Raw genomic sequence first — 25,679 nt, forward strand, 5'->3', positions numbered from 1 at the left:
TCAGGCGATCAGCGAGAGACTTACATATTCGAATAACAGGCTTACTTAAAAGTATTGCGCGCGTTTTTATTATTCAACGGCTCGACTCGCCATGCCCGCGCAGTAAACGCAGCCCTGTCAAAGGCCGACATCAGCGTCGATCGACGCTCTGCGGATTTGGCACGAAATTTATGAGCTTCGTTAATGTTCCCGGCACTCACTTGCACTTCGCACAGATCAGTTGGAGGAAGTGGACACGGCTCTGGCTTCGGTTCACGGAGGGCCGGTCCCGGATCCTTGGGATTGCACTCAGGCTCGCGTGGGATCGGCTTCGGCTCAGGCGGTTTTGATCGCGGCGCAGGCTCACAGGGATCGGGACGCGGCTGAGGCTCGCACTCATCCGCACGTGGCTGCGGCTTTGGCTCCTTTGGCACAGGGCGCGGCTGCGGCTTTGGCTCTTTCGGATCGGGTGCCGGTGCCGGGTTATCACCCTTTGCGTGGACATCTCCAGCCTTCATCTGACCGATGCTTTTTATCAACAGGTCGGCCTTGCCGTTGCCTGTCAGGTCCAGGGCCAGGCTTCCTTCGCGGCTGCCCTCGTCGTACTTCAGCACGACTTGTCCTGGTTGACCGGTTAAATGATCGACGAACTTGAACGCCTTGATACCTGTGCCTTTCAAAACTGCGGACAGATCAATCGTGTCTGCGCCGCTTTCAAAATCCAGAATCACATCGGGGTTGTCCGGGGCGGAGTCACTGGCCCGGTCATAGACAAAGGTGTCGCCCCCGCCACCGCCTTGCAGACGATCTGCACCGCCGCCACCTTTGAGGCGATTGGCGACCTGATTGCCCACCAGCGTGTCATTCCCGTTACCCCCAACGGCGTTTTCCACCACGACACCCTTGGCGATGGAGACATTGCCCTTTAACTTACCCACATCTGAAAACGACTCGGCATTGAGATTGATCTTCTGGTTCTGTGAAAACCCGGAGAAATCCAGTGTGTCGTTCCCACCGCCGTCCCACACGCAGAAAATAGGATTGTCGTTGGCCGCCTTCAAACTGAGGGCTTCACGGTTCGTGTTGGAATTGAACCCGTACGTGGTGTCGGTATTACGGGTCTTGGTGTTCGCACCGTAGAGCTTCTGGATGGCCGCAATGTCATCCATCATCGGCGCAGAGGGGTTCAACGATTTGAAATCGTGTCCGGGCTGATTTTTCTCCGAGAAGTAGCTCATCACCGAGCGCGCCCGGGTATCCCCCGCATACTCCGCGTGAAGCCCATAGTCGCCAAAACCATCATAACCACCGGGGTGTTCCAACCCGATGGAGTGGCCGATTTCATGGATAAGCACTTCGCGAAAAAAACTGCCTATCTCAGGGGCTGCCCCCACATCCCGGGTGCCAATATTTGCGAACGTTCGATTCATGGATGCATTGGGGAGCGAGGCCACACCAGACGGCGTTCCGGCCATATCATTGATATCGACATGACCGTCAGCTTTTTGCGCATTCTCAGTGAATGTCACATTGGCAACATCTTGCCAGGACTGCAGTGCCTGCCTGGCCTGATCCGCCTGCTGCGGGGTAAAACCCTTGGAAATCCGAAACGACAAGTCAATGTTCTTGTCGCCATCGCGATCATGAAACCGGTAGCCGCCTCGAGTAATTTGCTTTCCAGCCTGCTCTGTCGTTAATACGGCCTTCTTACTGCCCAGGGTGTACGTTTCGATAGGCCGCTCAGGGCTGATACTGCTCCAGGGATCAGGTGCCTTGTTTACACTAACGTCAGTAGCGGGTGGTCCTGGTACTCTCATAAACCAAAGTCCTCATTTAGATCAAACTCGGTGTGAACAATCGCCAAACTCGAGATACCGAACCTGCGCTCTACAAGAGCGGCACTGGTTGTCGGCACACCTTTAAGTTCGCACAGAGTCGCAGAGTGTTCCAGGCACTAATTAATTCACCTCGACACATTCTAAATCCCTATCACACTTTTTCTGATCCTTGCAAAACCCTGAAACCACGCGCGCATCCATTACATAACCTGAACACCTACAACCCACTGACTTTGCAGAAAAAACATAAGATAAAGCACACTGGAAATCAGAATATTTTCATTACATTGCTCATAATCAGATAACACCACCCCCTTCAAAATCCAAACTTGATCACCCACATATCTACAACACCTACATAACTAGCTACCCAGTGCAAAGATCTCAGCATTTAGCTTGAGTGAAAAATTCGACATTTCAATTAAATAGAGTCTTCTCTGTCCCACGACGGTAAGTTAATGCACTACAGCACTCCTTCTACCTGACAAACCAAGTCTTGGGCGTGTGAAGAATAAAAGGAAGGCGCACGCATCAACCGGGTCGACAAGGCGGCCCAATGCACACATTTTTCAGAGAAGTTGAGCAGGAGGGGGGTTCATGCCCTGACGGGCGACGGACGCCTACATGGAGCCTTGAGGCTGCCATACTGACTTCAGAAGCAGGCTTGAACGCGATGCCAGGCGCGTATCAAGCCTGTAAACAGATAAGCGTGAGGCGGGTTGTTATTGCGAAAACAAGATCAGCACCAGGTTTGCGTGCACATCAGCTGAGCGCACGGCTCATGGGTTCAAGACAACCCGATGACATCTTCCGGGCCAAACGGTCGAGTACTCTTTATCAGGAAGTCACTGCGGCGATCACCCGACATATCGACCGCCAGAAAATAGCGTCCGCTGTTTGCATTGTATTTAATGACGGTGTCCCCAGGTCTCCCCGTGAAGCTGTGCACCAGGTTCAGCCTGACACCGGCCGCATTGGCCATGTCGCACAGATCAATCTTGTCCCAACCCGATTTGAAATCCGTGAGCAGGTCGGCATTCGAATAACTGGAATCGGCCGCCGCATTATATTTGAAGACGTTACTTCCGCCGCCGCCACTCAGCGTATCTGCACCTTCCCCCCCGACCAGAACGTTATCTGATGCGTTACCGATTATTCGATCATTGCCTGAACCACCCACGGCATTTTCAATCTTCGAGTTACGGCTGATATAAACATTATTAGCCATCCCACCAACGCTGGAATAAGTACCTGCCCCAAGATTGATAATCTGGTGCTGCTTGAAGCCGGAAAAGTCCAGGGTGTCATTACCCTCTGTATCCTTAACGTTGAACCATGGTTCGTCATAGGCGGATACCAGGGACGTTTGCGTATTCCCGGTATTGGAATTGAATCCATACCGGGTATCGTCTGGAGAATGTTGCGCCGGCTGCGGGCACGGCTCAGGCTTCGGGCTTGGCTTCAGGACAGGCTGCGGACACGGCTCTGGCTTTGAGGCCGGCTCCAGCACAGGCCGCGGACACGGCTCTGGCTTTGGGGCTGGCTCCAGAACAGGCCGCGGACATGGTTCTGGCTCAGGGGCCGGGCATGCCGCCACGGCAGGCTTCGGACTTGGCTTGGGTTCAGGTGCCGGGCGCGGATCAGACCCGGCCCATGGCACGTATCGGGCAAAAGCCTGCTGGAATTCCATGTAGGTCCTGGCGAATAGGCTCATTACATCGCCCATCCGCGCAAAGCCCCCGACACCCTGCTGATTGCCACCGGTGAAGGACAATAGGTTCGCGCTCCCCGGGCCCGCCCATCCTCTGTCGAATACGTTGGGTGCCGGGGCATTTACCGTGGACGGAAAACGACTATTTGCAGAGTAGTTATGCAGGCGGGAGGAACCGGACGTCATCGTCCCACCGGGCCAACTACTCAAAGTGGACTGCTCCGAAGAGCGCGATGAACCATACGCCTGAAAACTGACATTAGAGCCATGAACCTTCATAAACCGACACTCTCCATCCAGAAAAACACTATTAGTACAAACAATGACAATCCATTGCGCAAATCAAACACACATCGAAAACAAATGAGCATTCGACCAAAGCAGCGCTAAATTCTCACGGCAAAAAAAGAGCGACAACATCTTATTTATTTCAGACTAAAACACGCACCACCGCTGACAAAAAGAGCAAGACAAAAAACATTATTGGCAACTTTAAAAAACAATTACCTGCCAAATCGTCTATCAAGCGCAGACAACAGAAAGCTCACATTAAAAAAACTTCATACTCTGTAATGCATTGCTCTTTAACACCCTGCATTCAGCCGCGTAGATTTAAACGGATTTTATTTGAACCATGAAAGAACTCGGTCTACCCACCCCGTGACCACCGTGGACAATTTATTCACCGTTCTTTTAAAGAGCCCCGCCAAGCCGGAAGTGCGCGGAGTCGGATCCGCAACCAAGTCGGGAATCGGGTCGGCCTCAGGGGTCGGCTCGTTAGTCGGTTCTGGTTCAGGACTCGGTTCCGTGTCCGGTGCGACCGTCGGCGCCGCGGCGTTCCAGATCACATCCGTCTGCTTGATCTGGCCATGGCTGAGGATCAGCAGATCAGCCTCGCCGCTGCCCGTCGTATCCACAGCCAGGCGGTAACGATTTGTACTTGAATCATGACTGAGTACGGCGTCGCCGGCCTGGCCGCTGAGCCGCTCGGAGAAGTTCAAGGCCTTGAGGCCCGTAGCCCGAAGCACACCGGAAACGTCGATACGGTCGACGCCGCTGGTGAAGTCCTCAAGGGTGTCGGGCTTTCCTGGGGTCGAGTCACTGACGCGGTCATAAACGAAAGTGTCCGATCCGGCGCCGCCACGCAACTTATCGCTGCCCCTACCGCCTTTAAGGCGGTTATCCCCGTCATTCCCCATCAACGTATCGTCACCGTATCCACCGACGGCATTTTCGATGATCACCCCTTTGGCAATGGAGACGTTTCCCCGTAGCCCCCCGACGTCCGAGAAAGTCTCGGCAGCGAGGTTGATATTCTGGTTATGGGCAAACCCGGAGAAATCCAGCGTATCGTTGCCGGCGCCGTCCCACACCGTAAATACCGGCTTCTCAGTTGCCTGCTTCAGGCTATAGACCTCGCGACCGGCGTTGGAGTTGAAGCCATACGTGGTATCGGTGTTTCGGGTCTTGCTGTTTTTCCCATACAGCCGTTGGACCGCTGCGATATCGTCCATCATGGGCGTGCCCGGGGTTTGGTTGGCGAAGTTGTGCCCTGGTTGATTCGTCTCCTCCCAATAACTCATGACACTGCGCGCTTTGGTGTCTTGCGCATAGACCGCGGAATTGTTGTAGCTGTGACCGAGGCCGTCGTAATCGCCCGGATGACTGAGCCCCAGGGTATGCCCCAGCTCATGGATCGCCAAACCGAGGAAGGCACTGCCTATCGCCGGCTTACGCTCGGCGCCCCCGGTGCCTATATTGGCGGTGACTTGCGATTGAGACCGGTCAGGCATGTACGCATGGCCTGACCAGGAGCCCGGCACGCCATTGACCGTGATATGACCATCAGTATTCGAACCGTTTTCAACGAAGTTGATGTTTGTAACATCCGCCCAGTATTGCAGGGCTTCCCTGATGCGCACCTTCTGAGGCTCGGTAAAACCTCCAACAAGGTTAAACCCGACAACAACTTTATTATCTCCATTGCGATCATAAAACCTGCAACCGTCGCGGGTTATATGCTTGGCCGCCTGGTCCGTGGTAAATGCGCGTTTTGTGCCGGCCCACTTTAAAGCCTTGTTTTCAGCGGCTGGCGGCGGTTCGTAGGAAGAGGAATCGGGGTGCGATAGGAAAGGATGTCTGACGGGGATCTGCATGCCATAAATACTCTGGAGCGTTGAGAGCAATCAGTCCATATATGAATTATCGACGCTGACCAGTCCGTTGCCAGCCCGATAAAACTCCCATATATAAAACACGCCAACCACCCCGACTTTATTGCAAAACCACTGCCTGAACACAGCCAAATACAAAGCCACACGCACCGATATATTTCAAATATTCAACAAGTTGTTTTCAAACGAAAAATACCTGGCAATAAGCCAACCATCACTTCAATTTAAAACATTAAGAAACCCACCCAAATGCACCGGTAAATAGTGGGACACACTCGTTACGCCTGTCTCACTTTCAACACGTCCGATGCCTACATTGCGTCATGAAACGCTGATGTCAGGCGCATGCCAGGTCCCCGTGATCCAGGCAGCACAGCAGGCGCTCAACGGTATGCTCCAGGGGCCCGGAGTTATCCAGCACGAACAACCCCGCACCATTGCCGGTGATCAGCTCCGCGGTGAACCGTGCATTGCGTGCCAGACGCTCTTCAATGTCTGCAAGCGACTCACGCCCACGCGCCATCAAGCGCTCGCGCAACACCGCTTGATCCACCGTCAACAGCAACACCAGCGAGGAGGGATAGCGCTCGCGAGTCTGCGCCAGGTGCGCACGGGAGCCATTGACCAGCACGTCCTCCCCTGCCGCCAGCCAGTCGTCGATTTCCTTGGGGATACCATAAGACAAGCCATTGGCCTGCCAACTGAGGGCAAATGCGCCCTCGCCCTGCATCGCCGCAAACTGCTCCGGGCTTACACCTTGCGCCGCTTCGCCGACTGCCTCCGCCGAACGCGTGATCACGCGGCGCACAATGCGGCAGCCGCGTTCGAGCAAACGTGGGCGAGCGGCATCCAGCAGGCTGTCCTTGCCCGAACCCGATGGCCCGATGAGATAGATCAACCTGCCCGCCATCAACACACCCTCTTCGCTTGTCGCAGACTTATTGAGCCCCGCCGCCTGCTGCAGGCTGGCCGGGTAGCAGTCGCTGGAAAGTATATCCGGCAATCCCTCGGCCGCCAGGCCGGCGGCGGTCACATTACCCGAGCACGCCCCTCCGCGCACTCCATTCGGCGCGTCTATCGGCAGGTTCATGTTCAGTACCCGACGAGGCGTTACAGGGTGAGGCTGCCAGTACGCTTGCAGTGCGCGAACATGAACAAACCCACAGGATTTTTTGTAGCCCCCCCTCCCACTTTTGCCCGGCGGTGATTGGCAGAGTAGCTTTCAACCCCATGAAAAAGGCGACCCGAAGGTCTAATGCCAGTCAGTTAAGCGATAGAGCGGACAACGAGTAACCTGTGGCGAGGGAGCTTGCTCCCGTTGGACTGCGGAGCAGGCCCAGTCTTTTCAAGCCCAAAGCTGGGGCCGCTTCGCGACCCAGCGGGAGCAAGCTCCCTCCCCACAGTGACTATGCTCCTCCGTAACTGACTGGCATTAACCCGAAGGTCGCCTCTTGTCATTGCGCGTACTGCTTGCTCAACCCCGGCGGCACGCCGTGCACGTCGGTTTCTTCCCAGGGGCCGTTCGGGCTGATCGAACGGCTCCAGCCGTTGCTCCAGCGGTAGTAGGTACGCTGGCGATAGAAGGTGTCGGGCTGGTCGTCGAGTACGTAGACCTGCATCTTGCCGTCCCAGTGGCTGGCGGCGCCCGGCGGCGGGGCGAAGGTCGGCGATTTGGTGGGCAAAGGTTTCGGTGCGGGTGTGACCGGACCGGAAGGCTTGGTGCTCGGTTGGGTCGACGGGCCCGACGGCGGGATGGTCGGGCCAGTGGGCGCGGGAGGGGGTCGGTGGACCGCACAGGCGCTCAGGCCAAGTACCAGACTGAGCAGGGTGATGCGTGCAAATGCGGTCATAGGCGTTTCCTCGTATTACTTATCCGGACTGTCGATGGTCAGTTGCTGCACCGCAGCGGTAGTGCTGGCCAACGGTTGACTGCGGCCGATCCACTCGCCAGTGGTCGGAAGACCTGCCCGGGATATGCGCGCAACCAGTTGGACTTCGGGGAAGTTCGACAGTTTCAACTGCGGCATCATGGCGTCGGCGTCGCCCAGTTCGACAGTCACCGGCAGTTCGGCCACGGTGACGCGTTTGGCCGCCAATGGTGCCGGCGGGCCGGAGACGGCGCGGGCAAAGATGAACACGCTGTCGGTGGGCAGGGCCTTGGCCTTCACCTCGGTCGACAAATCCACACGCACTTTCATCACCGCTTTCGGCGCGACGGTGCCACCGCTTTCCTTCAGTTTTTCGGCCGCACGATCAATCCCGCCTTGCAGCGCCACACGGGAGTTGTCCTGCGGTGGCAGTTGCGCCAGCAGACGATTCCAGTAGTCGATCGCTTCCTGATAACGCTGGCCTTCAAAAGCTGCGATACCCAGCAGGCCGAGGCTGGTGACTTCCTTTGGATCCAGCTTCAACGCCTCGTCGGTCAGCGCTTGAACCTTGGGCGACCACTGTTTGTTGTCGGCAAAGTACTGCGCCTGCGCCCACTGGCCGAGCAGTTCCGGCTGGCGACCGGCCAGGGCCACGGTGCGCTCGAAGACTTTAGCGGCATCGGCGGAGCGATCCTGCGCCATATAGGCGCGGCCGAGGAAGTACAGGCCTTCGGCCGAATCCGGTTGGGCGGCGGCGGCGCGCTCCAGGCGCTGGGTCATGTCTTCCATGGACACCGGCGGCTGGGAGAATTCGCGGGTCAGCTCGACCTTGTCGCTGGCGCCGAAGTGCAGGTACAGGCTGATGCCCAATACCGGGACCAGAAGTGCAGCGAGCAATGGCAGCGGCTTGCCCAGGCGCGACTCACGGGGTTTTTCCGCGCCTTCGGTGTCAGCCAGCAACTCACGGGCCGCTTCCGCGCGGCCGGCATCGAGTTGCGCCGCATTGAGCACGCCCTCGTCCTGCTGCACTTGCAGTTCGGCAACACGTTCCTGGTACAGGGCCACGTTCAATGCGGTGCGATCCTCTTCGCGTTGAGCACGGCGGCCGCGCAGTACAGGAATCAACAGGAAACTCAGGGCAATCAGAAGCAGCAAGCCGGCTGCGAGCCAGAAATCAATCATCAGTCTTGGTGTCCAGCAATTGGTCGAGACGTTTACGCTCTTCAGGGGACAGTGCATCGCTGCCATCCGTCGGCGCAGCACGACGACGGCGCACGATCACGGCCATTACCACGACGCCGGTCAGCAGCAGGCCGGCCGGGCCGAACCAGAGCAGCGCGGTCTTGCCGGTGAGGGCCGGTTTGTAACGCACGAAATCTCCGTAGCGATCAACCATGAAGTCGATGATCTGCTGGTTGTCCTTGCCCTCCCCCAGCATGCGGAAGATTTCTTTACGCAGGTCGGCGGCAATCGGTGCGTTGGAGTCGGCGATGTCCTGGTTCTGGCACTTGGGGCAGCGCAGTTCCTTGGTCAGGTCGCGGAAACGCTCGCGCTCGGCGTCATTGGCGAATTCGTAGGTGTCGATGGCAGCGTGGGCCACGCCCGCCAGGCCCAGCGCCAGCACGGCAGCGGTCAACCAACGCTTCATGGCTTGGCCTCATCGACCAGCGCCTGATACTTGGCGGCCAGTTGCTCACGCCATACCACTTCGTCGATCACGCCGACGTATTTGTCGCGGATTACGCCCTTGGCGTCGATAAAGAAGGTTTCCGGGGCGCCGTACACACCGAGGTTCAAACCCAGGTTGCCGTCTTCGTCGCGAATATCCAGCTGGTACGGGTTGTGGAACTCCGCCAGCCACTTCAATGCCGCCGCATTGTCGTCCTTGTAATTGATGCCGTAGATCACCACGCCCTTCTCGGCCAGCTTGTTCAGCACCGGGTGTTCGACGCGGCACGAGATGCACCAGGTGCCCCACACGTTGACCAGCGCCGGCTTGCCCAGCAGGTCGGCCTGGGTCAGGGTCTTGTCGCCCTGCACCGTCGGCAAACTGAACGCCGGGAATGGCTTGCCGATCATGGCCGAGGGCAGCTCGGCCGGGTCCAGGTACAAGCCGCGATAGAGGAACACCGCCACCACCAGAAATGCTGCCAGCGGCAGCACCATCAACCAACGCTTCATACCGCCGCTCCCTGCAGGCCGAGGGCTTCACGCACCCGGCTCTTGACCTTGACCCGATAACGCCGGTCCAGCGCGGCAAGCAAACCACCCAACCCGGTGAGCAGGCCGCCGAACCAGATCCAGCGTACAAACGGCTTCACATGCACGCGTACCGCCCAGGCGCCATCGCCCAGAGGCTCCCCCAGCGCCACATAGAGATCGCGGGTGAAACCGGCGTCGATACCCGCTTCGGTCATCATCGAACTCTGCACGGTATACAAGCGTTTTTCCGGGTGCAGCACGGCCACTTCCCGGCCGTTGCGCACGACGCGCACGGTGCCTTTGTCTGAGGTGAAATTCGGACCTTCGAAGTGCCTGGCGCCTTCGAAAATGAAGTGGTAACCGGCCAGGTCCATGGCCTCGCCCGGCGCCAGGCGCAGGTCGCGCTCGGCGCTGTTCTGGCTGGACAACACCACGCCCAATGCACATACGGCAATGCCGATGTGGGCGATCTGCATGCCCCAATAGCTACGGGTCAACGTCGGCAAGCCTTTGATCAGGCCTTTGTGGCGGGTCTTGTCGAAGATATCGCGCACGCCGGCCAGCAACACCCAGGCTGCAAGCAGGAAGGTGGCGAGCACCGCCCAGTTGAAGTCGCCATACGCGATGCCGGCGATCACCGCCAGGGCCACGCTGCCCAGCAGTACCGGCATCAGCATACCGACCAGCCATTTGACGGGGGTGTCTTTCCAGCGCACCAGCACCCCAACGGCCATCACTACCATCAACAAGCCCATCAATGGGATGAACAACGCATTGAAGTACGGCGGGCCGACGGACAGCTTGGCGCCGCTCAAGGCATCCAGTACCAGTGGGTACAGGGTGCCGAGCAGGATCATCGAAGCGGCCACCACCAACACCAGGTTATTGCCCAGCAGCAGGGTTTCCCGCGACCACAGGTTGAAACCCACCTGGCTCTTGACCACTGGCGCGCGCAGGGCGAACAGGGTGAGTGAACCACCGACCACGAACAGCAGGAAGATCAGGATGAATACGCCGCGCGCAGGGTCGGACGCAAACGCATGCACCGAAGTCAGCACGCCCGAACGAACGAGGAAGGTGCCGAGCAGGCTGAGGGAAAATGCCGCAATCGCCAGCAGCACGGTCCAGCTCTTGAACACACCGCGTTTTTCAGTGACGGCCAGCGAGTGAATCAGCGCCGTGCCCACCAGCCAAGGCATGAAGGAGGCGTTTTCTACCGGGTCCCAGAACCACCAGCCGCCCCAGCCGAGTTCGTAATAGGCCCACCATGACCCGAGGGTGATACCAATGCCGAGGAAGGCCCAGGCCACAATGGTCCATGGCCGCGACCAGCGCGCCCAGGCGGCATCGAGGCGGCCGCCGAGCAAGGCGGCGATGGCGAAGGCGAAGGCCACCGAGAAACCGACGTAACCCATATAGAGCATCGGCGGGTGCACGATCAGGCCGATGTCCTGCAGCAGTGGGTTGAGGTCGCGACCGTCCGCTGGGATCTGCGGAAGGATGCGGCTGAACGGGTTGGAAGTCATGATCAGGAACAGCAGGAAGCCCACGCTGATCATGCCCATCACCGCCAGTACACGGGCCAGCATCACCTGCGGCAGTTGGCGCGAGAACACCGACACGGCGAAGGTCCAGCCGCCGAGGATCAGCGCCCACAGCAGCAGCGAACCTTCGTGGGCGCCCCATACGGCGCTGAACTTGTAGTACCAAGGCAAGGCGCTGTTGGAGTTATTGGCCACATAGGCGACGGAAAAATCGTCGGTCATGAAAGCGTAGGTCAGGCAGCCAAACGCAAACACCAGGAACGCAAACTGGCCCCAGGCGGCCGGCTGCGCCAGGCTCATCCACAGGCGGTCGCCACGCCAGGCCCCGAGCAACGGCACCACCGCCTGCACGACGGCGAAGCAAAGGGCGAGGATCATCGCCAAATGGCCCAGTTCCGGAATAAACAGTGCGGACGTCATCACTTAGCCCTCCTTGGCTGGCGTCGGTGCGGATTGGCCGCTGTCCTTTAACGCTTTGGTCACTTCCGGGGGCATGTATTTCTCATCATGCTTGGCCAGCACTTCATCGGCCACCACCACGCCGTCGGCGTTGAGTTTGCCCAGGGCAACAATACCCTGGCCTTCGCGGAACAGGTCCGGAAGGATGCCGCGGTAGGTAATGGTCACCGCCTTGTTGAAGTCGGTGACCACGAACGTCACGTCCAGGGAGTCGGAGGAGCGTTTCAGCGAGCCTTTCTCCACCATGCCACCGGCGCGGATGCGTGTGTCATGCGGCGCTTCGCCATTGGCGATCTGGGTCGGGGTGTAGAACAGGTTGATGTTCTGCTGCAAGGCACTCAAGGCCAGGGTCACGGCAATGCCGACGCCGGCCAGGATGGCAAGGATGATCAACAGACGTTTTCTACGCAGCGGATTCACTTATCGGTCTCCCGGCGCAGACGACGCGCCTCTTGTTGCAGGTAACGCTTGCGGGCCAGGATCGGCGCGGCGACGTTGAGGGCCAGCACCGCCAGGCAGATGCCATAGGCCGTCCAGACATACAGGCCGTGGTGGCCCATGGCGAGAAAGTCACTGAAAGATGCAAAACTCATCCACGCGCTCCCAGGCAGGCTTGCACTTCGGCCTTGACCCAACTGGCGCGGGCTTCACGCTTAAGCACTTCGAGGCGCATGCGCATCAGGAGCACGGCCCCGAAGAAGCAGTAGAACCCCAGCACCATCAGCAGCAACGGTGCCCACATTTCCACGGGCATCGCCGGTTTTTCGGTGAGGGTGAACGTGGCGCCCTGGTGCAGGGTGTTCCACCACTGCACCGAGTATTTGATGATGGGGATGTTGATCACCCCGACAATCGCCAGCACCGCACAGGCCTTGGCGGCACTCTCACGATTGCTGATCGCGTTACCCAATGCAATCAGACCGAAGTACAGGAACAGCAGGATCAACATGGACGTTAGTCGCGCGTCCCACACCCACCACGAACCCCAGGTCGGTTTGCCCCAGATCGCGCCGGTCACCAGTGCCACGGCGGTCATCCAGGCACCGATGGGCGCGGCGCATTGCAGGGCGACATCGGCCAGCTTCATTTTCCACACCAGCCCGACGATGCCGCACACCGCCAGCATCACGTAGCAGGACTGGGCCAGCATCGCGGCAGGTACGTGGATATAGATGATCCGAAAGCTGTTGCCTTGCTGGTAGTCCGGCGGCGCGAAGGCCAGGCCCCAGACCAGGCCGACGCCGATCAGCAAGAGGGCGGCGATGCTCAACCACGGCAGCAGCTTGCCGCTGATACCATAAAACCATTTGGGCGAGCCGAGCTTGTGAAACCAGGTCCAGTTCATTGCTGTTTCCATCACGGTGGCTTCCCGTCGTAGCGGGACGCTCAGGGGTCTTTACTGGTTAAGGTTATTGCGCTCTCAACCAGACCTCATTATTCGCCGACGCTGATCTTCAGGCCGGCGGCTATAGCAAAGGGTGTCAGGGTTACCGCCAGGGCGGTCAGGCTACCAAGCCACAAGAGGTAACCGGTCGCCGGCATGCCCATGAGCGCGGCTTGCAGAGCACCGCTGCCCAGGATCAACACCGGGATATACAAAGGCAGAATCAACAGGGCCAGCAACAGGCCACCCCGTTTCAAACCGACAGTCAACGCTGCGCCCACGGCCCCCAACAGGCTGAGCACCGGCGTACCGAGCAACAAGGATAGAAGCAATACCGGCAGGCACTCCACGGGCAGCCCCAGCATCATCGCCAACAGTGGGGAGAGCAAGACCAGCGCCAAGCCGGAAAAAAACCAGTGTGCCAGCACCTTGGCCAGTACCAGAAGTGGCAGAGGGTGCGACGAAAGGACCCACTGTTCAAGGGAACCGTCTTCGAAATCACTGCGAAACAGCCCGTCCAGCGAGAGCAGGACGGACAAAAGTGCGGCCACCCACACCAGTCCTGGAGACAAGGTTTGCAACAGTTTAGTCTCGGGGCCAACCGCCAACGGAAACAAGGCAATCACGATGGCGAAGAACACCAGCGGGTTGGCCAGTTCGGCCGGGCGACGGCACAACAACCGCGCTTCACGGGCGACCAGCAGGGCGAACACGCTCATAGCGACCACCGCCCCAGGTCCAGCTCGCGATAACCGGCGGGCAGGCGGGTCAGGGTGTGGTGAGTGGTCAGCAGCACCAGGCCGCCCTGCTCACAGTGCCGGGCCAGGTGTTCTTCAAGTTGAGCGACACCTTGTTTGTCGAGGGCGGTGAAGGGCTCGTCGAGAATCCACAGCGGCGGGCCGGGCAGATATAAACGCGCCAGGGCCACGCGACGCTGCTGGCCGGCAGACAGGGTGTGGCAAGGCACGTCTTCGAAACCCTTGAGGCCGACGGCGGCCAGGGCCTGCCAGATGGCGTCACGGGTCGCGGGATGATGCAGGGCGCTGAGCCAACTGAGGTTTTCTTCAGCGGTGAGCACATCCTTGATGCCGGCGGCGTGGCCGATCCATACGAGGTTGCGTGCAAGCGTGCTGCGTTGTTCGTTGAGGGGCTTGCCGTTGAGGCGGACTTCTCCGGCCGTCGGCTGCATCAGGCCGGCCAGCAGGCGCAGCAAACTGGTCTTGCCGCTGCCATTGGGGCCGCTGATCTGCACCATGTCGCCGCCCGTCAGCCGCAGTTCGAGGTGTTCGAACAGCAGGCGCAGGTCGCGTTCACAGGCAAGCGCTACGGCTTCAAGAAGAGGGCTGGTCAAGAGATCGCGGGCCTTTACGGTTCAAGTCGGCGGTGCAGCGGCCGTTATAGAGAGATGCACAATAACGGCTTTGGCGACCGATTTTAGAGAGCTGGATCAAATAGTTGTGAGGTTTTTACCGCTCTCTTTGCAGACGGGCGGCATTATACATGTGATGCCCTACTCTAAAGAGGGCAATTTCCCCAGAGACGACGCGTACGATGACCGGTGAGATCAACCTTCCTCCTCTGCCTCCAACCCCGGCGCCCGCACCTGCCCCACTGCCTGCGACCGGTGAGTTGCTCAAACTGCTGGAGCCGCAGACGGGGCTGATCGACCCTGGCAAGACCGCGAACGCCGAAGTGCTCGCGCTTAAACAAGGCGGCGACACTTTTCAGCTGTTGCTCAAACTGACCCTGGATGGCGGTCGCCAGACCTTGGTGCAAGCCAGCAGTGCCCAACCTTTGCCATTGGGCAGCAACGTGGTGGTGAGCCAGACACCAACGGGCAACCTGACCCTCTCCTTGCAGCAAGCCATAAGCGCCAACGTCGCGGCCCTTACCCGCATCGATACCACGCAAATGCCCGAGGGCACGCTGCTGCAAGCCAAGGTGCTGACCACCCAGATGCTGCCTCAGGGCACCACGCAGCCAGCGATCTATCGCTCGCTGGTGAGCGTGCTCAACAATGCCCTGGCAGGCGCCACCCTCACGGTGGAGAGCCCACAGCCGCTGCGGGTCGGCAGCTTGCTCAGCGCCGTGGTGCAGAATGCGCAAACCCTGAACTTCGTACCCTTGAGCGGGCTCAAGGATCAGTTGGCCGTCGCGCAGCAACTCTCGACCCAGCAAAGCCGCCAGGGCTCGCTGGATGTGCTCTTCACCGCGCTGCAAAACCTGCCCGCCAGCGACAGCACCTCCGCCGACCTGCGCGCCGCCGCCGACCGATTGCTCGCCGCCCTGCCCGACCTGGCACAAGCCAGTAACCCCAAGGTGCTGGCGCAACTGGTACAGAACAGCGGCGCCTTTCTTGAAGCCAGGTTACTGGCCGGGCAAAACCCGCAGATACCGCCGCTGGACATGAAAGGCGCGCTGCTGCGCCTGGTCGCCGATTTGTTGCCGGCCCTGCCCACCTCAACCAACCTGAAGGCCATCCTTGCCGCCAACACGCTGGCCCAAGTGCTACCGAACTTCGTGCGCAATCCACTGAGCACCCTTGGCCAGATCAGTGCCCGGCAAGCACCCGCCGGTTTTCCGTTACCGGATCGGCTGATGCAGCGCCTGGAAGGCGAAGGCGACCTGGAAAACCTGCTGCGCCTGGCTGCCGCAGCGATCTCTCGGTTGCAAAGCCACCAGCTGTCGAGCCTGGAACAAACCGGCCTCACCGCCGACGGCCGTCTGCAAACCACCTGGCAGTTGGAAATCCCCCTGCGCACCCTGCAGGACATCGTACCGTTGCAGGTCAAGTTCCAGCGTGAAGAGCCTGCGCCGGACAAGGAGCAGCCCGAACGCAAAGAGAAAAAAGACCCCAGGCAGATGCTCTGGCGCGTCGAGTTGGCGTTCGACATGGAGCCGCTGGGGCCGTTGCAGGTCCAGGCCCAACTGAGCCAGGGCAAACTGTCCAGCCAACTGTGGGCGGCCCGGCCATTCACCGCCAGCTTGATCGAAAGCCATTTGGGCAGCCTGCGCGAGCGTTTGGTGACCTCAGGTCTGAATGTCGGTGATCTGGATTGCCACGTCGGTACCCCGCCGCGCGGGCCGCGAACCGGGTTGGAACAGCGCTGGGTGGATGAAACCGCATGAAAAACACTCATCCGCCCCGCCAGGCGATTGCCCTCAAGTACGACGGCCAGCAGGCACCGACCCTGACTGCCAAAGGCGATGATGCGCTGGCTGAAGCGATCCTGAAGTTGGCGCAGGACAATGAAGTCCCGATCTATGAAAACGCCGAGTTGGTGAAGCTGCTGGCGCGCATGGAGTTGGGCGACAGTATTCCTGAGGAGCTTTACCGCACGGTGGCGGAAATCATTGCGTTTGCCTGGTCGTTGAAAGGCAAGTTCCCGGCAGGGTTCGATCCGGATGCGGCGCCAGTGGAACGGGATGTAACGGAGCGTGGCGACGATTACTGAGTTTTAACTGACATGCGTAGATCCAGATGTGGGAGCGGGCAAGCCCACTCCCACAGGGGGATTTGTGTTCAGTTGAGGACTTCGCTCAGCGGGATGAAATTAACGCGATCCCCCGCTTTAAGCGTCGTGCCTTCCACTACCTCTACAAACCCTTCTGCCCACGCCGCGCTGCGCAGCACGCCGGAGCTCTGGTTGCGGTAGATGATCGCCTTGCCCTGTTCGATACGCCCGCGCAGGTACTCGCGGCGGTTGCCCGGCTTGGGCCACTCGAACCCCACCGGCACTTCGAAACGCAGCGGCTCCACATCGGCCACGCCTTGACGCCGCAGGATGTACGGTCGCGCCAAGAGCGCAAACGTCACCAGGGTCGAGGCCGGATTACCGGGCAGGCCGATCACCGGCACGCCACGGAAATGGCCGACGGTCAGCGGTTTGCCCGGCTTGATCGCCAGCTTCCACAGCGCCAGTTCGCCCTCTTCGCGCAGGGCGACCCCGAGGAAGTCCGCTTCGCCCACCGACACACCGCCCGTGGACAGAATCAGATCAACCGCGCTCAAGCCTGCCAGTCGGGAACGGGTCTGCTCCAGGTCATCCGGCAGGATGCCTGCGTCGATGACTTCGCAGCCCATGCGCGCAAGCCAGGCACACAACACGCGACGGTTGCTGTTGTAGATCTGGCCCGGACCGAGCGGCAAGCCGGGTTCGATCAGTTCGTCGCCGGTGGACAACACGGCTACACGCGGGCGGCGGATCACCTCCAGTCGATCACGGCCAAGGGAAGCCGCCAGGCCCAGCTCGATCGGGCCCAGGCGTGTACCGGCAGGGAGCACCAACTCGCCGACGGTGGTTTCCTGGCCCTGAGGGCGGATGTTCTGGTCGGCGTGCAGAGACTCGGTAAAGCTCACGCGTTCATCGGCGTGGACCACAGCGTTTTCCTGCATTTCCACGCAGTCCGCGCCTTCAGGAACCGGAGCTCCGGTGAAGATGCGCGCACAGGTTCCGGCCGCGAGTGGCTGTGGCGCCTGGCCAGCGAAAATACGTTGGCTGACGGCTAACGGTTCACCCGTCCAATCCGACAGACGCAGGGCATAACCGTCCATGGCACTGTTGGGCCATGGCGGCAGGTCGAGGGTGGAGATCAGGTCTTGCGCCAGTACGCGCCCGTCGGCTGCAGCCAGGGGCAACATTTCCGTCTCGCGGATCGGCGTGGCTTCGGCCATGGCCAGCAGTCGCTGCAGAGCTTCTTCCACCGGCATCAGGGCACCGGTCTTGCCGGGCTTATCCACGGGATTCACAGGGCTGGGCCTGCTTTAAATGAGGCACGAAATTGCACGGGCGGTGACGGTTGTCCAACTGCTCGGCGAGGATGCCGTCCCAGCCCGTGCGCACGGCATTGGTGGAGCCCGGCAGGCAGCACACCAGCGTGCCGTTGGCCAGGCCGGCCAAGGCGCGGGATTGCACGGTGGAGGTGCCGATATCCGCCACGGATATCTGGCGGAACAGCTCGCCGAAACCGTCGACCTGCTTGTCCAGCAGGCAACTCACCGCTTCGGGCGTACTGTCACGGCCGGTGAAGCCGGTGCCACCGGTGATCAACACCACCTGCACCACGTCCTCGGCGATCCAGTGGGCCACCTGGGCGCGGATTTTGTACAGGTCGTCCTTGAGCAACACGCGCTCGGCCAGGAAGTGGCCGGCAGCGGTCAGGCGATCAACGAAAACCTGACCCGAGGTGTCGGTGTCCAGGGTGCGGGTGTCGCTGACGGTCAATACAGCGATGTTCAGGGGTACGAAAGGCGCATCAGCCTTGGCTTTCATGGCTCGGTCCGGTTGTCGAAGGAACAGCCCGATGTTATATCACAGGGCCTTATTTACCTGCCGCAGCGAAACCGCCATGCCCGTTGATTATTCGCCCCTGCCCTGTTCGATCCTGCTGTTGGCCGGTGGCCGTGGCCAACGCATGGGCGGCCAGGATAAGGGCCTGCTGCATTGGCGTGGCGCGCCGCTGATCGCGCACTTGCAACGCCTGACTCGGCCGCTGACGGATGACCTGATCATCTCATGCAACCGCAATCATGATCTGTACGCCCCCTATGCGGACCAACTGGTGAGCGACGACAGCGCAGACTTCCCCGGCCCGCTCGCCGGCATCCGTGCGGGCCTGGTCGCCGCACGCCATCAGCACCTGCTGGTACTGCCGTGTGATGTGCCGAACATCGACGCACGATTGCTCGCCGACCTGTGGGAGACATCGCGCAGCAACCCCAGGGTGCCGGTCATGGTACGACAGGGCGAGTTCTGGGAACCCTTGCTCTGCATCATCCCCACCGCCCTCAAAAACCAGGTGGAATACGCCTGGGACGCCGGCGAACGCAGCCCGCGCAATATCTTGCTGCAACTGGGTGGCATCGCCCTGGGATGCCCGGACAATGATCCACGCCTGGCCAACCTTAATACGCCGCAGCTGTTGCACCCTGGAACTAGCGTGTCAGAATGATCGGCGAACAAGGAACTTGGCGACGCCGTGTGCGTCACAGGTTCAGTAATTCAAAAAGTACTCTCTCGGAGACAATCTCATGACTCAACGGACCATCGCCGCTCTCATGCTTGCACTGGGCCTCGCTACCCTCGCTGGTTGCGCCTCGCCAACAGTGATCACCCTGAATGACGGTCGCGAAATCCAGGCCGTCGACACCCCGACTTTCGACAAAGCTTCGGGCTTCTACGAGTTCAAACAGCTTGATGGCAAGGAAACCCGTATCAACAAGGATCAGGTGCGCACCGTTAAAGACCTGTAAGTCTTTACGCTTGCTGCCCAAGGCCCGCCTCGTGCGGGCCTTGTCGTTTCTGCGGGTTACCAGTCGAGGCTGATCCGGCTGCGAAAATCACGCGGCTCCCCCGTGACCGGGTCAATAAAACGTACGCCCTGGGCCAGCAGCTTCAGCGGGTTGGCGTAGTCGTCCTCGGCATCCTTGATCACATCGGGATAGAACGGGTCATTGCAGATACTGGCGCCGAGCGCGGTCATGTGCACGCGTAACTGGTGCTTTTTACCGGTCACGGGGAACAGCCCGTAGCGCCACAAATCGCCGTGTTTTTCGCGCACCTCCACGGCTGTTTCGGTGTTGCTCGCGCCCGGCCCTTCCTGCATGCGGAAGAACGGTTCGCCATCCACCAGGCGGCTTTTATGCACCAGAGGAAAAGCCAGGTGGGGCAGCGCCGGGGCGATGGCTTCGTAGAATTTGTCGATGCGCCGCGTGGGAAACAGTTGTTGGTAGGCCGAACGGCTTTGCGGGTTGGCCGAGAACAACACCAGCCCCGCCGTGTGGCGGTCGATACGATGCAGGGGCACCAGCGAAGGGTTGTCCAGGCGGCGAATCAGGCGACGCAGCAGGGTTTGTTCGACGTACTCACCGGCTGGCGTCACCGGCAGGAAATGGGGTTTGTCAGCCACCACCAGGTGCTCATCGGCATACAGGACGGTTTCCTGTACCGCAATCACCTTCTCATTGGGCACTTCCCGGAAGTAGTAGATGCACAGGCCCTCCTTGTAAGCCAGGCCCAGGCTGATCGGGTGGCCATGGAGATCGAGCACCCGCCCCCGCGCGATACGGTCCAGCCACTGCTCACGGCCGATGGCCGGAAAGTGTTCGCACAGGCAATCCAGCACCGTCGCCCAAGGACCCGGGGGTAGATACAACGTGCTGGCCTGATGCTGGGACGCGGAAAAACCGGAAGTGGTCATGAAGAGGCTCTAAACCTGGAAAAACAGACCGGCATTATCCCGCAAGGAGCGGTATCGAGCCTAGGGCCGATCTCAAGCCTTGGCCAATTGCGTACGCAGGATGGGCGAAGCACTCGCGGCCTCGGTGAACTCCTTGAGCCAGCGCAGCACATCTACCGCTTCCCAGCGGCCGGGATCGTAAAGCGCGTACAGCAAGCCCTGATAACCCACCACATCCAATTGCTTGTGATAACCGGCACGCTGGAACAACGCCTCGATCTCCGCAAAGCAGGTGTTGAAATGCACTTTGTTAAATGGCGTCTTGCCTTCCGTGACCAGGCCGTCGAGGCGCAGCTCGTTCACCGCATCGCGCACGACATCGGCGGACATGCGATTGACGCTGCTTTTCAGTTGTTCAACATTCACCACGGGCGTTCCCTCTATTCAATCGCTGTACAAACATACAGTAACGCAATATTTGGAAACCCGCCATCGCATAAAGGCTAGAGCAAGAATGCCACTACCTGTTCCGTGTCGAACGGCCAATCCAGCTCAGCCCCGGTGTCTACCCGGCGAAGCACCGGAATCCGCAGGCCATAAGCTTCGGTCAGGTCGTCGGGGTCGGCGATATCCACCAGCTCCACCAGCAACCCCCGTTCGACGAGCGGCATGATTTCGGCTTCGGCAAGCTCACAAAGGTGGCAACCCAGCGTGCCGAATAACTGGCATTCAGGAGGCATGATGAATGGACCCGTTCAAAAAACAGGCAACCATTCTAAGCCCGGTGACTGCATGAAGCCCACTCCCGCAAAAAACCTGACCCAGGTCACCATGGCCTATAACTGATTCAGCGACTCTCGCGGCTTTTTGCCCGCCCAGCCTGCAAGGAAGCTTTCCGTGTTTGCCAACCTGCTGATCATTCTGGCCTCATCCCTGGTGGTGATTGCGTTGTTTCGCCGTCTGCAATTGCCGCCCGTGCTGGGTTATCTGTGCGTCGGGCTGGCCGTCGGCCCCACCGCGCTGGACTGGGTAAATGACAGCGAAGAGCTGCCGGACCTCGCCGAACTCGGCGTGGTGTTCCTATTGTTCTCCCTGGGCCTGGAGTTCTCCCTGAGCAAAATGCTCGCTCTGCGTCGAGTGGTATTTGGCCTGGGCAGCCTGCAGGTACTGGGGTGTGGCGTACTACTGGGGGGTGTGCTGATGGGCTTGGGCCTGGCGCCCGGTGTCGCACTGCTATTGGGTGCCGGGTTGGCGTTGTCTTCTACCGCTATCGTCAGCAAGGAGCTGGGCAGCCTCGGGGAAATCTTCAGCAGCCATGGCCAGAATGCGATTGGCGTGCTGCTGTTTCAGGATGTGGTGGCCGTATTGCTGTTGACGTTGGTGCCGGTGTTTGCCGGCAGCAGCACCCAAGCCTGGTACTGGGCACTGCCACTGACACTGGGCAAAACCGTGGTGCTGTTCGTCGGCCTGTTGTGCGCCAGCCGCTGGCTATTACCGCGGTTATTCCATGAAGTGGCCGCGTCCCATTCGGCGGAGCTGTTTGTGTTGCTGGCGCTGGTGATCGTGCTGCTGACCGCCTGGCTGACGCACCTGCTCGGACTCTCCCCCGCCCTCGGCGCGTTCCTGGCCGGCATGCTGCTGGGGGAAAGCCATTACCGGCATCAGATCGAAGCGGATATCCGACCGTTTCGCGACATTTTGCTGGGCTTGTTTTTTGTCAGTATCGGCATGCTTATCGACCTGCAACTCTTCGTCAGCCACAGCCTGTGGATTTTCGGCCTGACCCTCGCCCTGATGCTGGTCAAAGGTTGCGTGGTGGCGGCATTGGTAAAGTGGCGGGGCAGCGACAGCGAAACCGCCTGGCGCAGTGGCCTGGCCCTGGCCCAGGGTGGCGAATTCTGTTTTGCACTGATGGCGCAGATGCAACAAAGCCGGTTGATTCCCGATGAACTCAATGGCCTGCTGCTCGCCGCCACATTCTGCTCGATGCTGCTCACCCCGCTGTTGCTGCGCGCCGCACCGGCGATCGCCCAGCGCCTGCACCGCAAACCCAATCTGCAAGTGCAACTGGAGGAAATCGCCGCGCTCAACGCCCAGTTACGCAGTCATGCGGTGATTTGCGGATATGGCCGGGTCGGGCAATCCATCGGGCGTTTTCTGCGCCGCGAACAGCAGGCGTTCATCGCACTGGATGACGATCCGGAACGGGTACAGGAAGCAGCCACTGAAGACAGCAGCGTGCACTACGGTGACTGTCGCCGAGGCGCCTTGCTGAGTGCTGTCGGGCTGGAACGGGCGCGATTGGTGGTGATCGCTGTGGACAATACGGACGTAGCCCTGGTGGTGCTCAGGGAAGCGCGACGGATCAACCCTGACGTGCCGATCCTGGTGCGTACCCGCGATGACAGCCAACTGGCCGAACTGAAAGCTGCAGGCGCCAGCGAAGTGGTGCCCGAACTGCTGGAGTCGAGCCTGATGCTCGCCTCCCACGCCTTGATCCTGTTGGGCCTGCCGGACCAACACGTACAGGCGCGGGTGGATGAAGTGCGACATAACCGCTATCGCCTGCTGCACGGGTTCTACTCGCAGGCAGAGCCGCCTGTCAGTCCTGACTGACTGCGCCGATTTTGTGGATCGACAGGTCGGCGCCGTAATACTCATCTTCCTGGCTCAGGCGCAGCCCGTGCACGCGCTTGATCAGGCCATAGACCAGCAGGCCGCCGACCAGCGCCACCGCTACGCCAAGGCCTGTACCGATCAGTTGACTGATCAGACTGACACCGCCCAGGCCGCCGAGGGCCGACTGGCCGAAGATGCCGCAGGCGATACCGCCCCAGACGCCACACAGGCCATGCAGCGGCCATACGCCCAGCACGTCGTCGATCTTCCAGCGATCCTGAGACGCAATGAAGAACCACACAAACAGCCCGCCCGCGACAGCGCCGGTGACCAACGCGCCCACCGGGTGCATCAGGTCAGAACCGGCGCAGATCGCCACAAGACCGGCCAGCGGGCCGTTATGCAGGAAGCCCGGGTCATTACGACCAATGATCAGCGCCGCGACCGTCCCACCGACCATCGCCATCAGCGAGTTGACGGCGACGAGGCCGCTGACGCCGCTGAGGGTTTGCGCACTCATCACGTTAAAGCCGAACCAGCCGACGATCAGAATCCACGAGCCCAATGCAAGAAACGGAATGCTCGACGGCGCGAACGCCACCAATCGCCCCTCCCTGTATCGGCCATTACGCGGCCCCAGCAGCAAGACCGCCGCCAATGCCAACCAACCGCCCATGGCGTGCACCACCACGGAACCGGCGAAATCATGGAAGCCGGCACCAAAGGCTGCGAGCAGCCAGGCTTGCAAGCCGAAATTGCCGTTCCACACCATGCCTTCGAAAAACGGGTAAATAAACGCTACGATCAAGGCGGTGGCGCACAGCTGGGGGGCGAACTTCGCGCGCTCGGCAATACCGCCGGAAATAATGGCCGGGATCGCTGCCGCGAACGTCAGCAGAAAGAAGAACTTCACCAGGCCGTAGCCGTGATCGGCGCTGATCACCGCCGCCGGTTGCATGAAGCTCACGCCATAAGAAATCCAATAGCCTATAAAGAAATAGGCCAGGGTGGAAATGGCGAAGTCGCTGAGGATCTTCGACAAGGCATTCACCTGGTTTTTCTGTCGCACAGTGCCGACTTCCAGAAACGCAAAGCCGGCGTGCATGGCCAGTACCATGACCGCACCGATCAGAATGAACAGGGTGTTGGAGCTGTGGACCAAGGTGTCCACCGCACTTTGCAAATTTTCCATGAGCGTTGGCAGGCCTGCATCAAAGGCAAAAAGCACCAAAGCGGTTCAAGCCCAGGTTTCACGCACTAAATTAGCACCACCAGCCCCGCCCCTCTCCAGGGGACGTGAACCGCTTTAGTGCAGCGATCAACACAACAGGCCGTTACCGAAAGGGTTTTTCCGCGAGTTTCAGTTTTTAGGGTAAGGTTTTTGCGGGCTTGAGGCCCGAGCGCCCGGATTCAGCGCAGCCTCTTGGGGCTGCGCACCAAGGAAAAGCAAAAGCTGTACCAGACAATTGCACTGAACCTTCACCGAAGCCGGTGACTCGAAACCGTACGTACCGATCAGCCACTCACGGAGATAACCATGGCCAGAAAAACGGCAAAGACTGCTCAAGAAATACTGATGGAAGATTTTCAAACCCTGGTTGCCGACACCGAGAAGTTGCTGGACGACACTGCGGTGCTGGCCGGCGACCAGGCCGATGAGCTACGCAGCAAGATCCACGAGAGCCTGCTCAAAGCCCGTGAAACCCTGCAACTGACTGAGGAATCCCTGCGTGAACGCGGGCAGGCGGCGGTCGCTGCCACCGAGGATTACGTGCAGGCCAACCCTTGGCAGTCAGTCGGTATTGCCGCTGGCGTGGGCTTTCTGATTGGCCTGCTGGCCACAAGGCGCTAACCATGTCTATCGGCGAAACCGAGTCGTCCAAGGGCGCCAGTTCAACCTCGCGACGCCTGGGCGCGGCCGTTCTAGGCTTGCTGCACAGCCACGTCGAGTTGTTTGGCATCGAACTGCAGGAACAGAAGTCGCGCACCGTCAGCTTGCTGTTGTTTGCCGGCCTCGCGCTGGTGTTTGCCTTGCTGTTACTGGTGGGGCTGTCGGCGCTGCTGATGATTCTGGTGTGGGACACCTACCGTCTCACCGGGATCATCAGCCTCTGCGTGTTTTACATCCTGGCCGCCGCGTTCTGCGGGTTGCGCTTGAAAGCGGCGGTTTTCGATGAATCCACACCTTTCCACGCCACCCTGGAAGAGTTGGCCAATGACCGGGAGCGCCTGCTGCCATGAGCCTGACTGAAATCCCGCCATCCAGCTCACGCCGGGAAATGCGCAAGGCGCTGATCCGCCTGCGCATGGAAATGCATCGCCAGGAGATCCGCCACGAGTCCCAGCAACTGATGGCGCCCCTGCACAAAATGCGCGACATGCGCCATAACTGGCAAGACAGCCTGGGGATCAAGCACGCGCCGCTATGGGGCGTTGCAGCGGTGACGCTGCTCGGCTTTTTTACCGGCAAAGGCGCCAAGGGCGGCAGTATCAGCAGCGTGACGCGCCTGGTGCGATTGGGTGCCGGGTTGATCCCGCTGATCAAACTGGCCATGCAAGGCGCCTCGCGTAGAGGCTGAACCGCACCGGCTGTCTGTTATAGACAGTATCGGCCCGGGCCTCATCAGAAGAGGGCCGGGCCTTTTTTCGCCCCCGCGTTTGAGCAGGCTTGTGATCGATGAGCAACGACTCGCCTGCTTGTAGATTTTCGCTTGCCCAGGCC

Annotated in this window: 28 protein-coding genes; 8 read left to right on the forward strand and 20 right to left on the reverse strand. The window is 60.0% G+C overall.

Annotation, left to right across the window (positions count from 1 at the left end; genetic code table 11):
• Nucleotides 1–41: 41 nt before the first annotated feature.
• The 14 genes from EXW71_RS16745 to ccmA all read right to left on the reverse strand — a co-directional run bounded on the left by EXW71_RS16745 (nucleotide 42) and on the right by ccmA (nucleotide 14,510).
• Nucleotides 42–1,796, reverse strand: a complete 1,755-nt coding sequence (locus tag EXW71_RS16745) for a M10 family metallopeptidase C-terminal domain-containing protein (protein WP_134659888.1) — start codon at nucleotides 1,794–1,796, stop codon at nucleotides 42–44.
• 808 nt (nucleotides 1,797–2,604) lie between these two features.
• Nucleotides 2,605–3,591 carry a M10 family metallopeptidase C-terminal domain-containing protein gene (locus EXW71_RS16750; RefSeq protein WP_256657098.1) on the reverse strand — a complete coding sequence of 329 codons (987 nt, stop codon included), beginning with the start codon at nucleotides 3,589–3,591 and terminating at the stop codon, nucleotides 2,605–2,607.
• Between the two features lie 560 nt (nucleotides 3,592–4,151).
• The gene (locus EXW71_RS16755; RefSeq protein ID WP_134659884.1) at nucleotides 4,152–5,684 is read right to left on the reverse strand and encodes a M10 family metallopeptidase C-terminal domain-containing protein; all 1,533 of its coding nucleotides are present in this window, start codon (nucleotides 5,682–5,684) and stop codon (nucleotides 4,152–4,154) included.
• Nucleotides 5,685–6,039: 355 nt separating this feature from the next.
• Nucleotides 6,040–6,612: a phosphonate metabolism protein/1,5-bisphosphokinase (PRPP-forming) PhnN gene (phnN, locus tag EXW71_RS16760; protein ID WP_123716015.1), complete on the reverse strand. Its 573-nt coding sequence runs from the start codon at nucleotides 6,610–6,612 to the stop codon at nucleotides 6,040–6,042.
• Nucleotides 6,613–7,156: 544 nt separating this feature from the next.
• Nucleotides 7,157–7,552 (reverse strand): hypothetical protein, encoded by a 396-nt coding sequence (locus EXW71_RS16765; protein ID WP_123716013.1) that lies wholly within the window; start codon nucleotides 7,550–7,552, stop codon nucleotides 7,157–7,159.
• A gap of 15 nt (nucleotides 7,553–7,567) precedes the next feature.
• Nucleotides 7,568–8,752 (reverse strand): c-type cytochrome biogenesis protein CcmI, encoded by a 1,185-nt coding sequence (ccmI, locus tag EXW71_RS16770; RefSeq protein WP_123716012.1) that lies wholly within the window; start codon nucleotides 8,750–8,752, stop codon nucleotides 7,568–7,570.
• A complete protein-coding gene (locus tag EXW71_RS16775; protein WP_134659882.1) occupies nucleotides 8,745–9,218 on the reverse strand; it encodes a cytochrome c-type biogenesis protein in 474 nt (157 codons plus the stop codon). The genes ccmI and EXW71_RS16775 overlap by 8 nt, the downstream gene beginning before the upstream one ends.
• Complete coding sequence (locus EXW71_RS16780; RefSeq protein ID WP_008434782.1) at nucleotides 9,215–9,751, reverse strand: DsbE family thiol:disulfide interchange protein; 537 nt, start codon at nucleotides 9,749–9,751, stop codon at nucleotides 9,215–9,217. The genes EXW71_RS16775 and EXW71_RS16780 overlap by 4 nt, the downstream gene beginning before the upstream one ends.
• On the reverse strand, nucleotides 9,748–11,736 hold the full coding sequence (locus EXW71_RS16785) for a heme lyase CcmF/NrfE family subunit (RefSeq protein WP_123716009.1): 1,989 nt from the start codon (nucleotides 11,734–11,736) through the stop codon (nucleotides 9,748–9,750). The genes EXW71_RS16780 and EXW71_RS16785 overlap by 4 nt, the downstream gene beginning before the upstream one ends.
• Nucleotides 11,737–11,739: 3 nt before the next feature.
• A complete protein-coding gene (gene ccmE / locus EXW71_RS16790) occupies nucleotides 11,740–12,195 on the reverse strand; it encodes a cytochrome c maturation protein CcmE (RefSeq protein ID WP_123716008.1) in 456 nt (151 codons plus the stop codon).
• Nucleotides 12,192–12,368: a heme exporter protein CcmD gene (gene ccmD, locus EXW71_RS16795; protein ID WP_071487711.1), complete on the reverse strand. Its 177-nt coding sequence runs from the start codon at nucleotides 12,366–12,368 to the stop codon at nucleotides 12,192–12,194. Before ccmD ends, ccmE begins: the two co-directional genes overlap by 4 nt.
• Nucleotides 12,365–13,120: a heme ABC transporter permease gene (ccmC, locus tag EXW71_RS16800; protein ID WP_134659879.1), complete on the reverse strand. Its 756-nt coding sequence runs from the start codon at nucleotides 13,118–13,120 to the stop codon at nucleotides 12,365–12,367. Before ccmC ends, ccmD begins: the two co-directional genes overlap by 4 nt.
• Before the next feature lie 89 nt (nucleotides 13,121–13,209).
• Nucleotides 13,210–13,878 carry a heme exporter protein CcmB gene (gene ccmB / locus EXW71_RS16805; RefSeq protein ID WP_123716006.1) on the reverse strand — a complete coding sequence of 223 codons (669 nt, stop codon included), beginning with the start codon at nucleotides 13,876–13,878 and terminating at the stop codon, nucleotides 13,210–13,212.
• Complete coding sequence (gene ccmA, locus EXW71_RS16810) at nucleotides 13,875–14,510, reverse strand: cytochrome c biogenesis heme-transporting ATPase CcmA (protein WP_134659877.1); 636 nt, start codon at nucleotides 14,508–14,510, stop codon at nucleotides 13,875–13,877. The genes ccmB and ccmA overlap by 4 nt, the downstream gene beginning before the upstream one ends.
• 200 nt (nucleotides 14,511–14,710) lie before the next feature.
• Here ccmA and EXW71_RS16815 point away from each other — a divergent pair, with 200 nt between their 5' ends.
• Entirely contained in the window at nucleotides 14,711–16,288 is a 1,578-nt protein-coding gene (locus EXW71_RS16815; protein WP_134659875.1) for a flagellar hook-length control protein FliK, read from the forward strand.
• Nucleotides 16,285–16,614: an EscU/YscU/HrcU family type III secretion system export apparatus switch protein gene (locus tag EXW71_RS16820; protein WP_123716003.1), complete on the forward strand. Its 330-nt coding sequence runs from the start codon at nucleotides 16,285–16,287 to the stop codon at nucleotides 16,612–16,614. Before EXW71_RS16815 ends, EXW71_RS16820 begins: the two co-directional genes overlap by 4 nt.
• 68 nt (nucleotides 16,615–16,682) lie before the next feature.
• Here EXW71_RS16820 and glp read toward each other — a convergent pair whose 3' ends face one another.
• Both glp and moaB read right to left on the reverse strand, forming a co-directional pair.
• Nucleotides 16,683–17,909 (reverse strand): gephyrin-like molybdotransferase Glp, encoded by a 1,227-nt coding sequence (gene glp / locus EXW71_RS16825; RefSeq protein WP_134659873.1) that lies wholly within the window; start codon nucleotides 17,907–17,909, stop codon nucleotides 16,683–16,685.
• Nucleotides 17,893–18,432: a molybdenum cofactor biosynthesis protein B gene (moaB, locus tag EXW71_RS16830; RefSeq protein WP_123716001.1), complete on the reverse strand. Its 540-nt coding sequence runs from the start codon at nucleotides 18,430–18,432 to the stop codon at nucleotides 17,893–17,895. The genes glp and moaB overlap by 17 nt, the downstream gene beginning before the upstream one ends.
• 76 nt (nucleotides 18,433–18,508) lie before the next feature.
• Here moaB and mobA point away from each other — a divergent pair, with 76 nt between their 5' ends.
• Both mobA and EXW71_RS16840 read left to right on the forward strand, forming a co-directional pair.
• The gene (gene mobA / locus EXW71_RS16835) at nucleotides 18,509–19,111 is read left to right on the forward strand and encodes a molybdenum cofactor guanylyltransferase MobA (protein ID WP_134659871.1); all 603 of its coding nucleotides are present in this window, start codon (nucleotides 18,509–18,511) and stop codon (nucleotides 19,109–19,111) included.
• A gap of 79 nt (nucleotides 19,112–19,190) precedes the next feature.
• Entirely contained in the window at nucleotides 19,191–19,412 is a 222-nt protein-coding gene (locus tag EXW71_RS16840; protein ID WP_123716000.1) for a YgdI/YgdR family lipoprotein, read from the forward strand.
• A gap of 56 nt (nucleotides 19,413–19,468) precedes the next feature.
• Here the strand turns inward: EXW71_RS16840 and EXW71_RS16845 are convergent, their stop codons facing one another.
• The 3 genes from EXW71_RS16845 to EXW71_RS16855 all read right to left on the reverse strand — a co-directional run bounded on the left by EXW71_RS16845 (nucleotide 19,469) and on the right by EXW71_RS16855 (nucleotide 21,078).
• Complete coding sequence (locus EXW71_RS16845; protein WP_134659869.1) at nucleotides 19,469–20,359, reverse strand: pseudouridine synthase; 891 nt, start codon at nucleotides 20,357–20,359, stop codon at nucleotides 19,469–19,471.
• Nucleotides 20,360–20,431: 72 nt separating this feature from the next.
• Nucleotides 20,432–20,767, reverse strand: coding sequence for a hypothetical protein (locus tag EXW71_RS16850; RefSeq protein ID WP_032889084.1), 336 nt, complete (start codon nucleotides 20,765–20,767; stop codon nucleotides 20,432–20,434).
• A 74-nt stretch (nucleotides 20,768–20,841) separates the two neighbouring features.
• Nucleotides 20,842–21,078 (reverse strand): glutaredoxin family protein, encoded by a 237-nt coding sequence (locus tag EXW71_RS16855; RefSeq protein WP_134659866.1) that lies wholly within the window; start codon nucleotides 21,076–21,078, stop codon nucleotides 20,842–20,844.
• A gap of 157 nt (nucleotides 21,079–21,235) precedes the next feature.
• Here EXW71_RS16855 and EXW71_RS16860 point away from each other — a divergent pair, with 157 nt between their 5' ends.
• On the forward strand, nucleotides 21,236–22,954 hold the full coding sequence (locus EXW71_RS16860) for a monovalent cation:proton antiporter-2 (CPA2) family protein (protein ID WP_134659864.1): 1,719 nt from the start codon (nucleotides 21,236–21,238) through the stop codon (nucleotides 22,952–22,954).
• Here EXW71_RS16860 and EXW71_RS16865 read toward each other — a convergent pair.
• Entirely contained in the window at nucleotides 22,941–24,149 is a 1,209-nt protein-coding gene (locus EXW71_RS16865; protein WP_123715986.1) for an ammonium transporter, read from the reverse strand. The genes EXW71_RS16860 and EXW71_RS16865 overlap by 14 nt on opposite strands.
• A 345-nt stretch (nucleotides 24,150–24,494) precedes the next feature.
• Here EXW71_RS16865 and EXW71_RS16870 point away from each other — a divergent pair, with 345 nt between their 5' ends.
• From EXW71_RS16870 to EXW71_RS16880, 3 genes are read left to right on the forward strand one after another with little or no spacing between them, the layout of a single operon-like run.
• Nucleotides 24,495–24,809: a YqjD family protein gene (locus EXW71_RS16870; RefSeq protein WP_123715985.1), complete on the forward strand. Its 315-nt coding sequence runs from the start codon at nucleotides 24,495–24,497 to the stop codon at nucleotides 24,807–24,809.
• A gap of 2 nt (nucleotides 24,810–24,811) precedes the next feature.
• Complete coding sequence (locus EXW71_RS16875) at nucleotides 24,812–25,198, forward strand: phage holin family protein (protein ID WP_123715984.1); 387 nt, start codon at nucleotides 24,812–24,814, stop codon at nucleotides 25,196–25,198.
• Nucleotides 25,195–25,536, forward strand: a complete 342-nt coding sequence (locus tag EXW71_RS16880; RefSeq protein ID WP_134659862.1) for a hypothetical protein — start codon at nucleotides 25,195–25,197, stop codon at nucleotides 25,534–25,536. The genes EXW71_RS16875 and EXW71_RS16880 overlap by 4 nt, the downstream gene beginning before the upstream one ends.
• Nucleotides 25,537–25,679: the final 143 nt, after the last annotated feature.

Origin of the sequence: Pseudomonas sp. BCA17, assembly GCF_004519405.1 — a bacterium.
Taxonomy (GTDB): domain Bacteria; phylum Pseudomonadota; class Gammaproteobacteria; order Pseudomonadales; family Pseudomonadaceae; genus Aquipseudomonas.

Bases quoted from the DNA above. Each gene is read 5' to 3' on its own strand.
- EXW71_RS16845 (WP_134659869.1), bottom strand. From the start codon at position 20,359: ATGACCACTTCCGGTTTTTCCGCGTCCCAGCATCAGGCCAGCACGTTG.
- EXW71_RS16820 (WP_123716003.1), top strand. From the start codon at position 16,285: ATGAAAAACACTCATCCGCCCCGCCAGGCGATTGCCCTCAAGTACGAC.
- EXW71_RS16765 (WP_123716013.1), bottom strand. From the start codon at position 7,552: ATGACCGCATTTGCACGCATCACCCTGCTCAGTCTGGTACTTGGCCTG.
- EXW71_RS16875 (WP_123715984.1), top strand. From the start codon at position 24,812: ATGTCTATCGGCGAAACCGAGTCGTCCAAGGGCGCCAGTTCAACCTCG.
- EXW71_RS16855 (WP_134659866.1), bottom strand. From the start codon at position 21,078: ATGCCTCCTGAATGCCAGTTATTCGGCACGCTGGGTTGCCACCTTTGT.
- EXW71_RS16840 (WP_123716000.1), top strand. From the start codon at position 19,191: ATGACTCAACGGACCATCGCCGCTCTCATGCTTGCACTGGGCCTCGCT.
- ccmD (WP_071487711.1), bottom strand. From the start codon at position 12,368: ATGAGTTTTGCATCTTTCAGTGACTTTCTCGCCATGGGCCACCACGGC.
- EXW71_RS16745 (WP_134659888.1), bottom strand. From the start codon at position 1,796: ATGAGAGTACCAGGACCACCCGCTACTGACGTTAGTGTAAACAAGGCA.
- EXW71_RS16880 (WP_134659862.1), top strand. From the start codon at position 25,195: ATGAGCCTGACTGAAATCCCGCCATCCAGCTCACGCCGGGAAATGCGC.
- phnN (WP_123716015.1), bottom strand. From the start codon at position 6,612: ATGGCGGGCAGGTTGATCTATCTCATCGGGCCATCGGGTTCGGGCAAG.
- ccmI (WP_123716012.1), bottom strand. From the start codon at position 8,752: ATGATTGATTTCTGGCTCGCAGCCGGCTTGCTGCTTCTGATTGCCCTG.
- EXW71_RS16785 (WP_123716009.1), bottom strand. From the start codon at position 11,736: ATGACGTCCGCACTGTTTATTCCGGAACTGGGCCATTTGGCGATGATC.
- EXW71_RS16755 (WP_134659884.1), bottom strand. From the start codon at position 5,684: ATGCAGATCCCCGTCAGACATCCTTTCCTATCGCACCCCGATTCCTCT.
- EXW71_RS16780 (WP_008434782.1), bottom strand. From the start codon at position 9,751: ATGAAGCGTTGGTTGATGGTGCTGCCGCTGGCAGCATTTCTGGTGGTG.
- mobA (WP_134659871.1), top strand. From the start codon at position 18,509: ATGCCCGTTGATTATTCGCCCCTGCCCTGTTCGATCCTGCTGTTGGCC.
- EXW71_RS16870 (WP_123715985.1), top strand. From the start codon at position 24,495: ATGGCCAGAAAAACGGCAAAGACTGCTCAAGAAATACTGATGGAAGAT.
- ccmC (WP_134659879.1), bottom strand. From the start codon at position 13,120: ATGAACTGGACCTGGTTTCACAAGCTCGGCTCGCCCAAATGGTTTTAT.
- moaB (WP_123716001.1), bottom strand. From the start codon at position 18,432: ATGAAAGCCAAGGCTGATGCGCCTTTCGTACCCCTGAACATCGCTGTA.
- EXW71_RS16865 (WP_123715986.1), bottom strand. From the start codon at position 24,149: ATGGAAAATTTGCAAAGTGCGGTGGACACCTTGGTCCACAGCTCCAAC.
- ccmB (WP_123716006.1), bottom strand. From the start codon at position 13,878: ATGAGCGTGTTCGCCCTGCTGGTCGCCCGTGAAGCGCGGTTGTTGTGC.
- EXW71_RS16775 (WP_134659882.1), bottom strand. From the start codon at position 9,218: ATGAAGCGTTGGTTGACCGCTGCCGTGCTGGCGCTGGGCCTGGCGGGC.
- EXW71_RS16815 (WP_134659875.1), top strand. From the start codon at position 14,711: ATGACCGGTGAGATCAACCTTCCTCCTCTGCCTCCAACCCCGGCGCCC.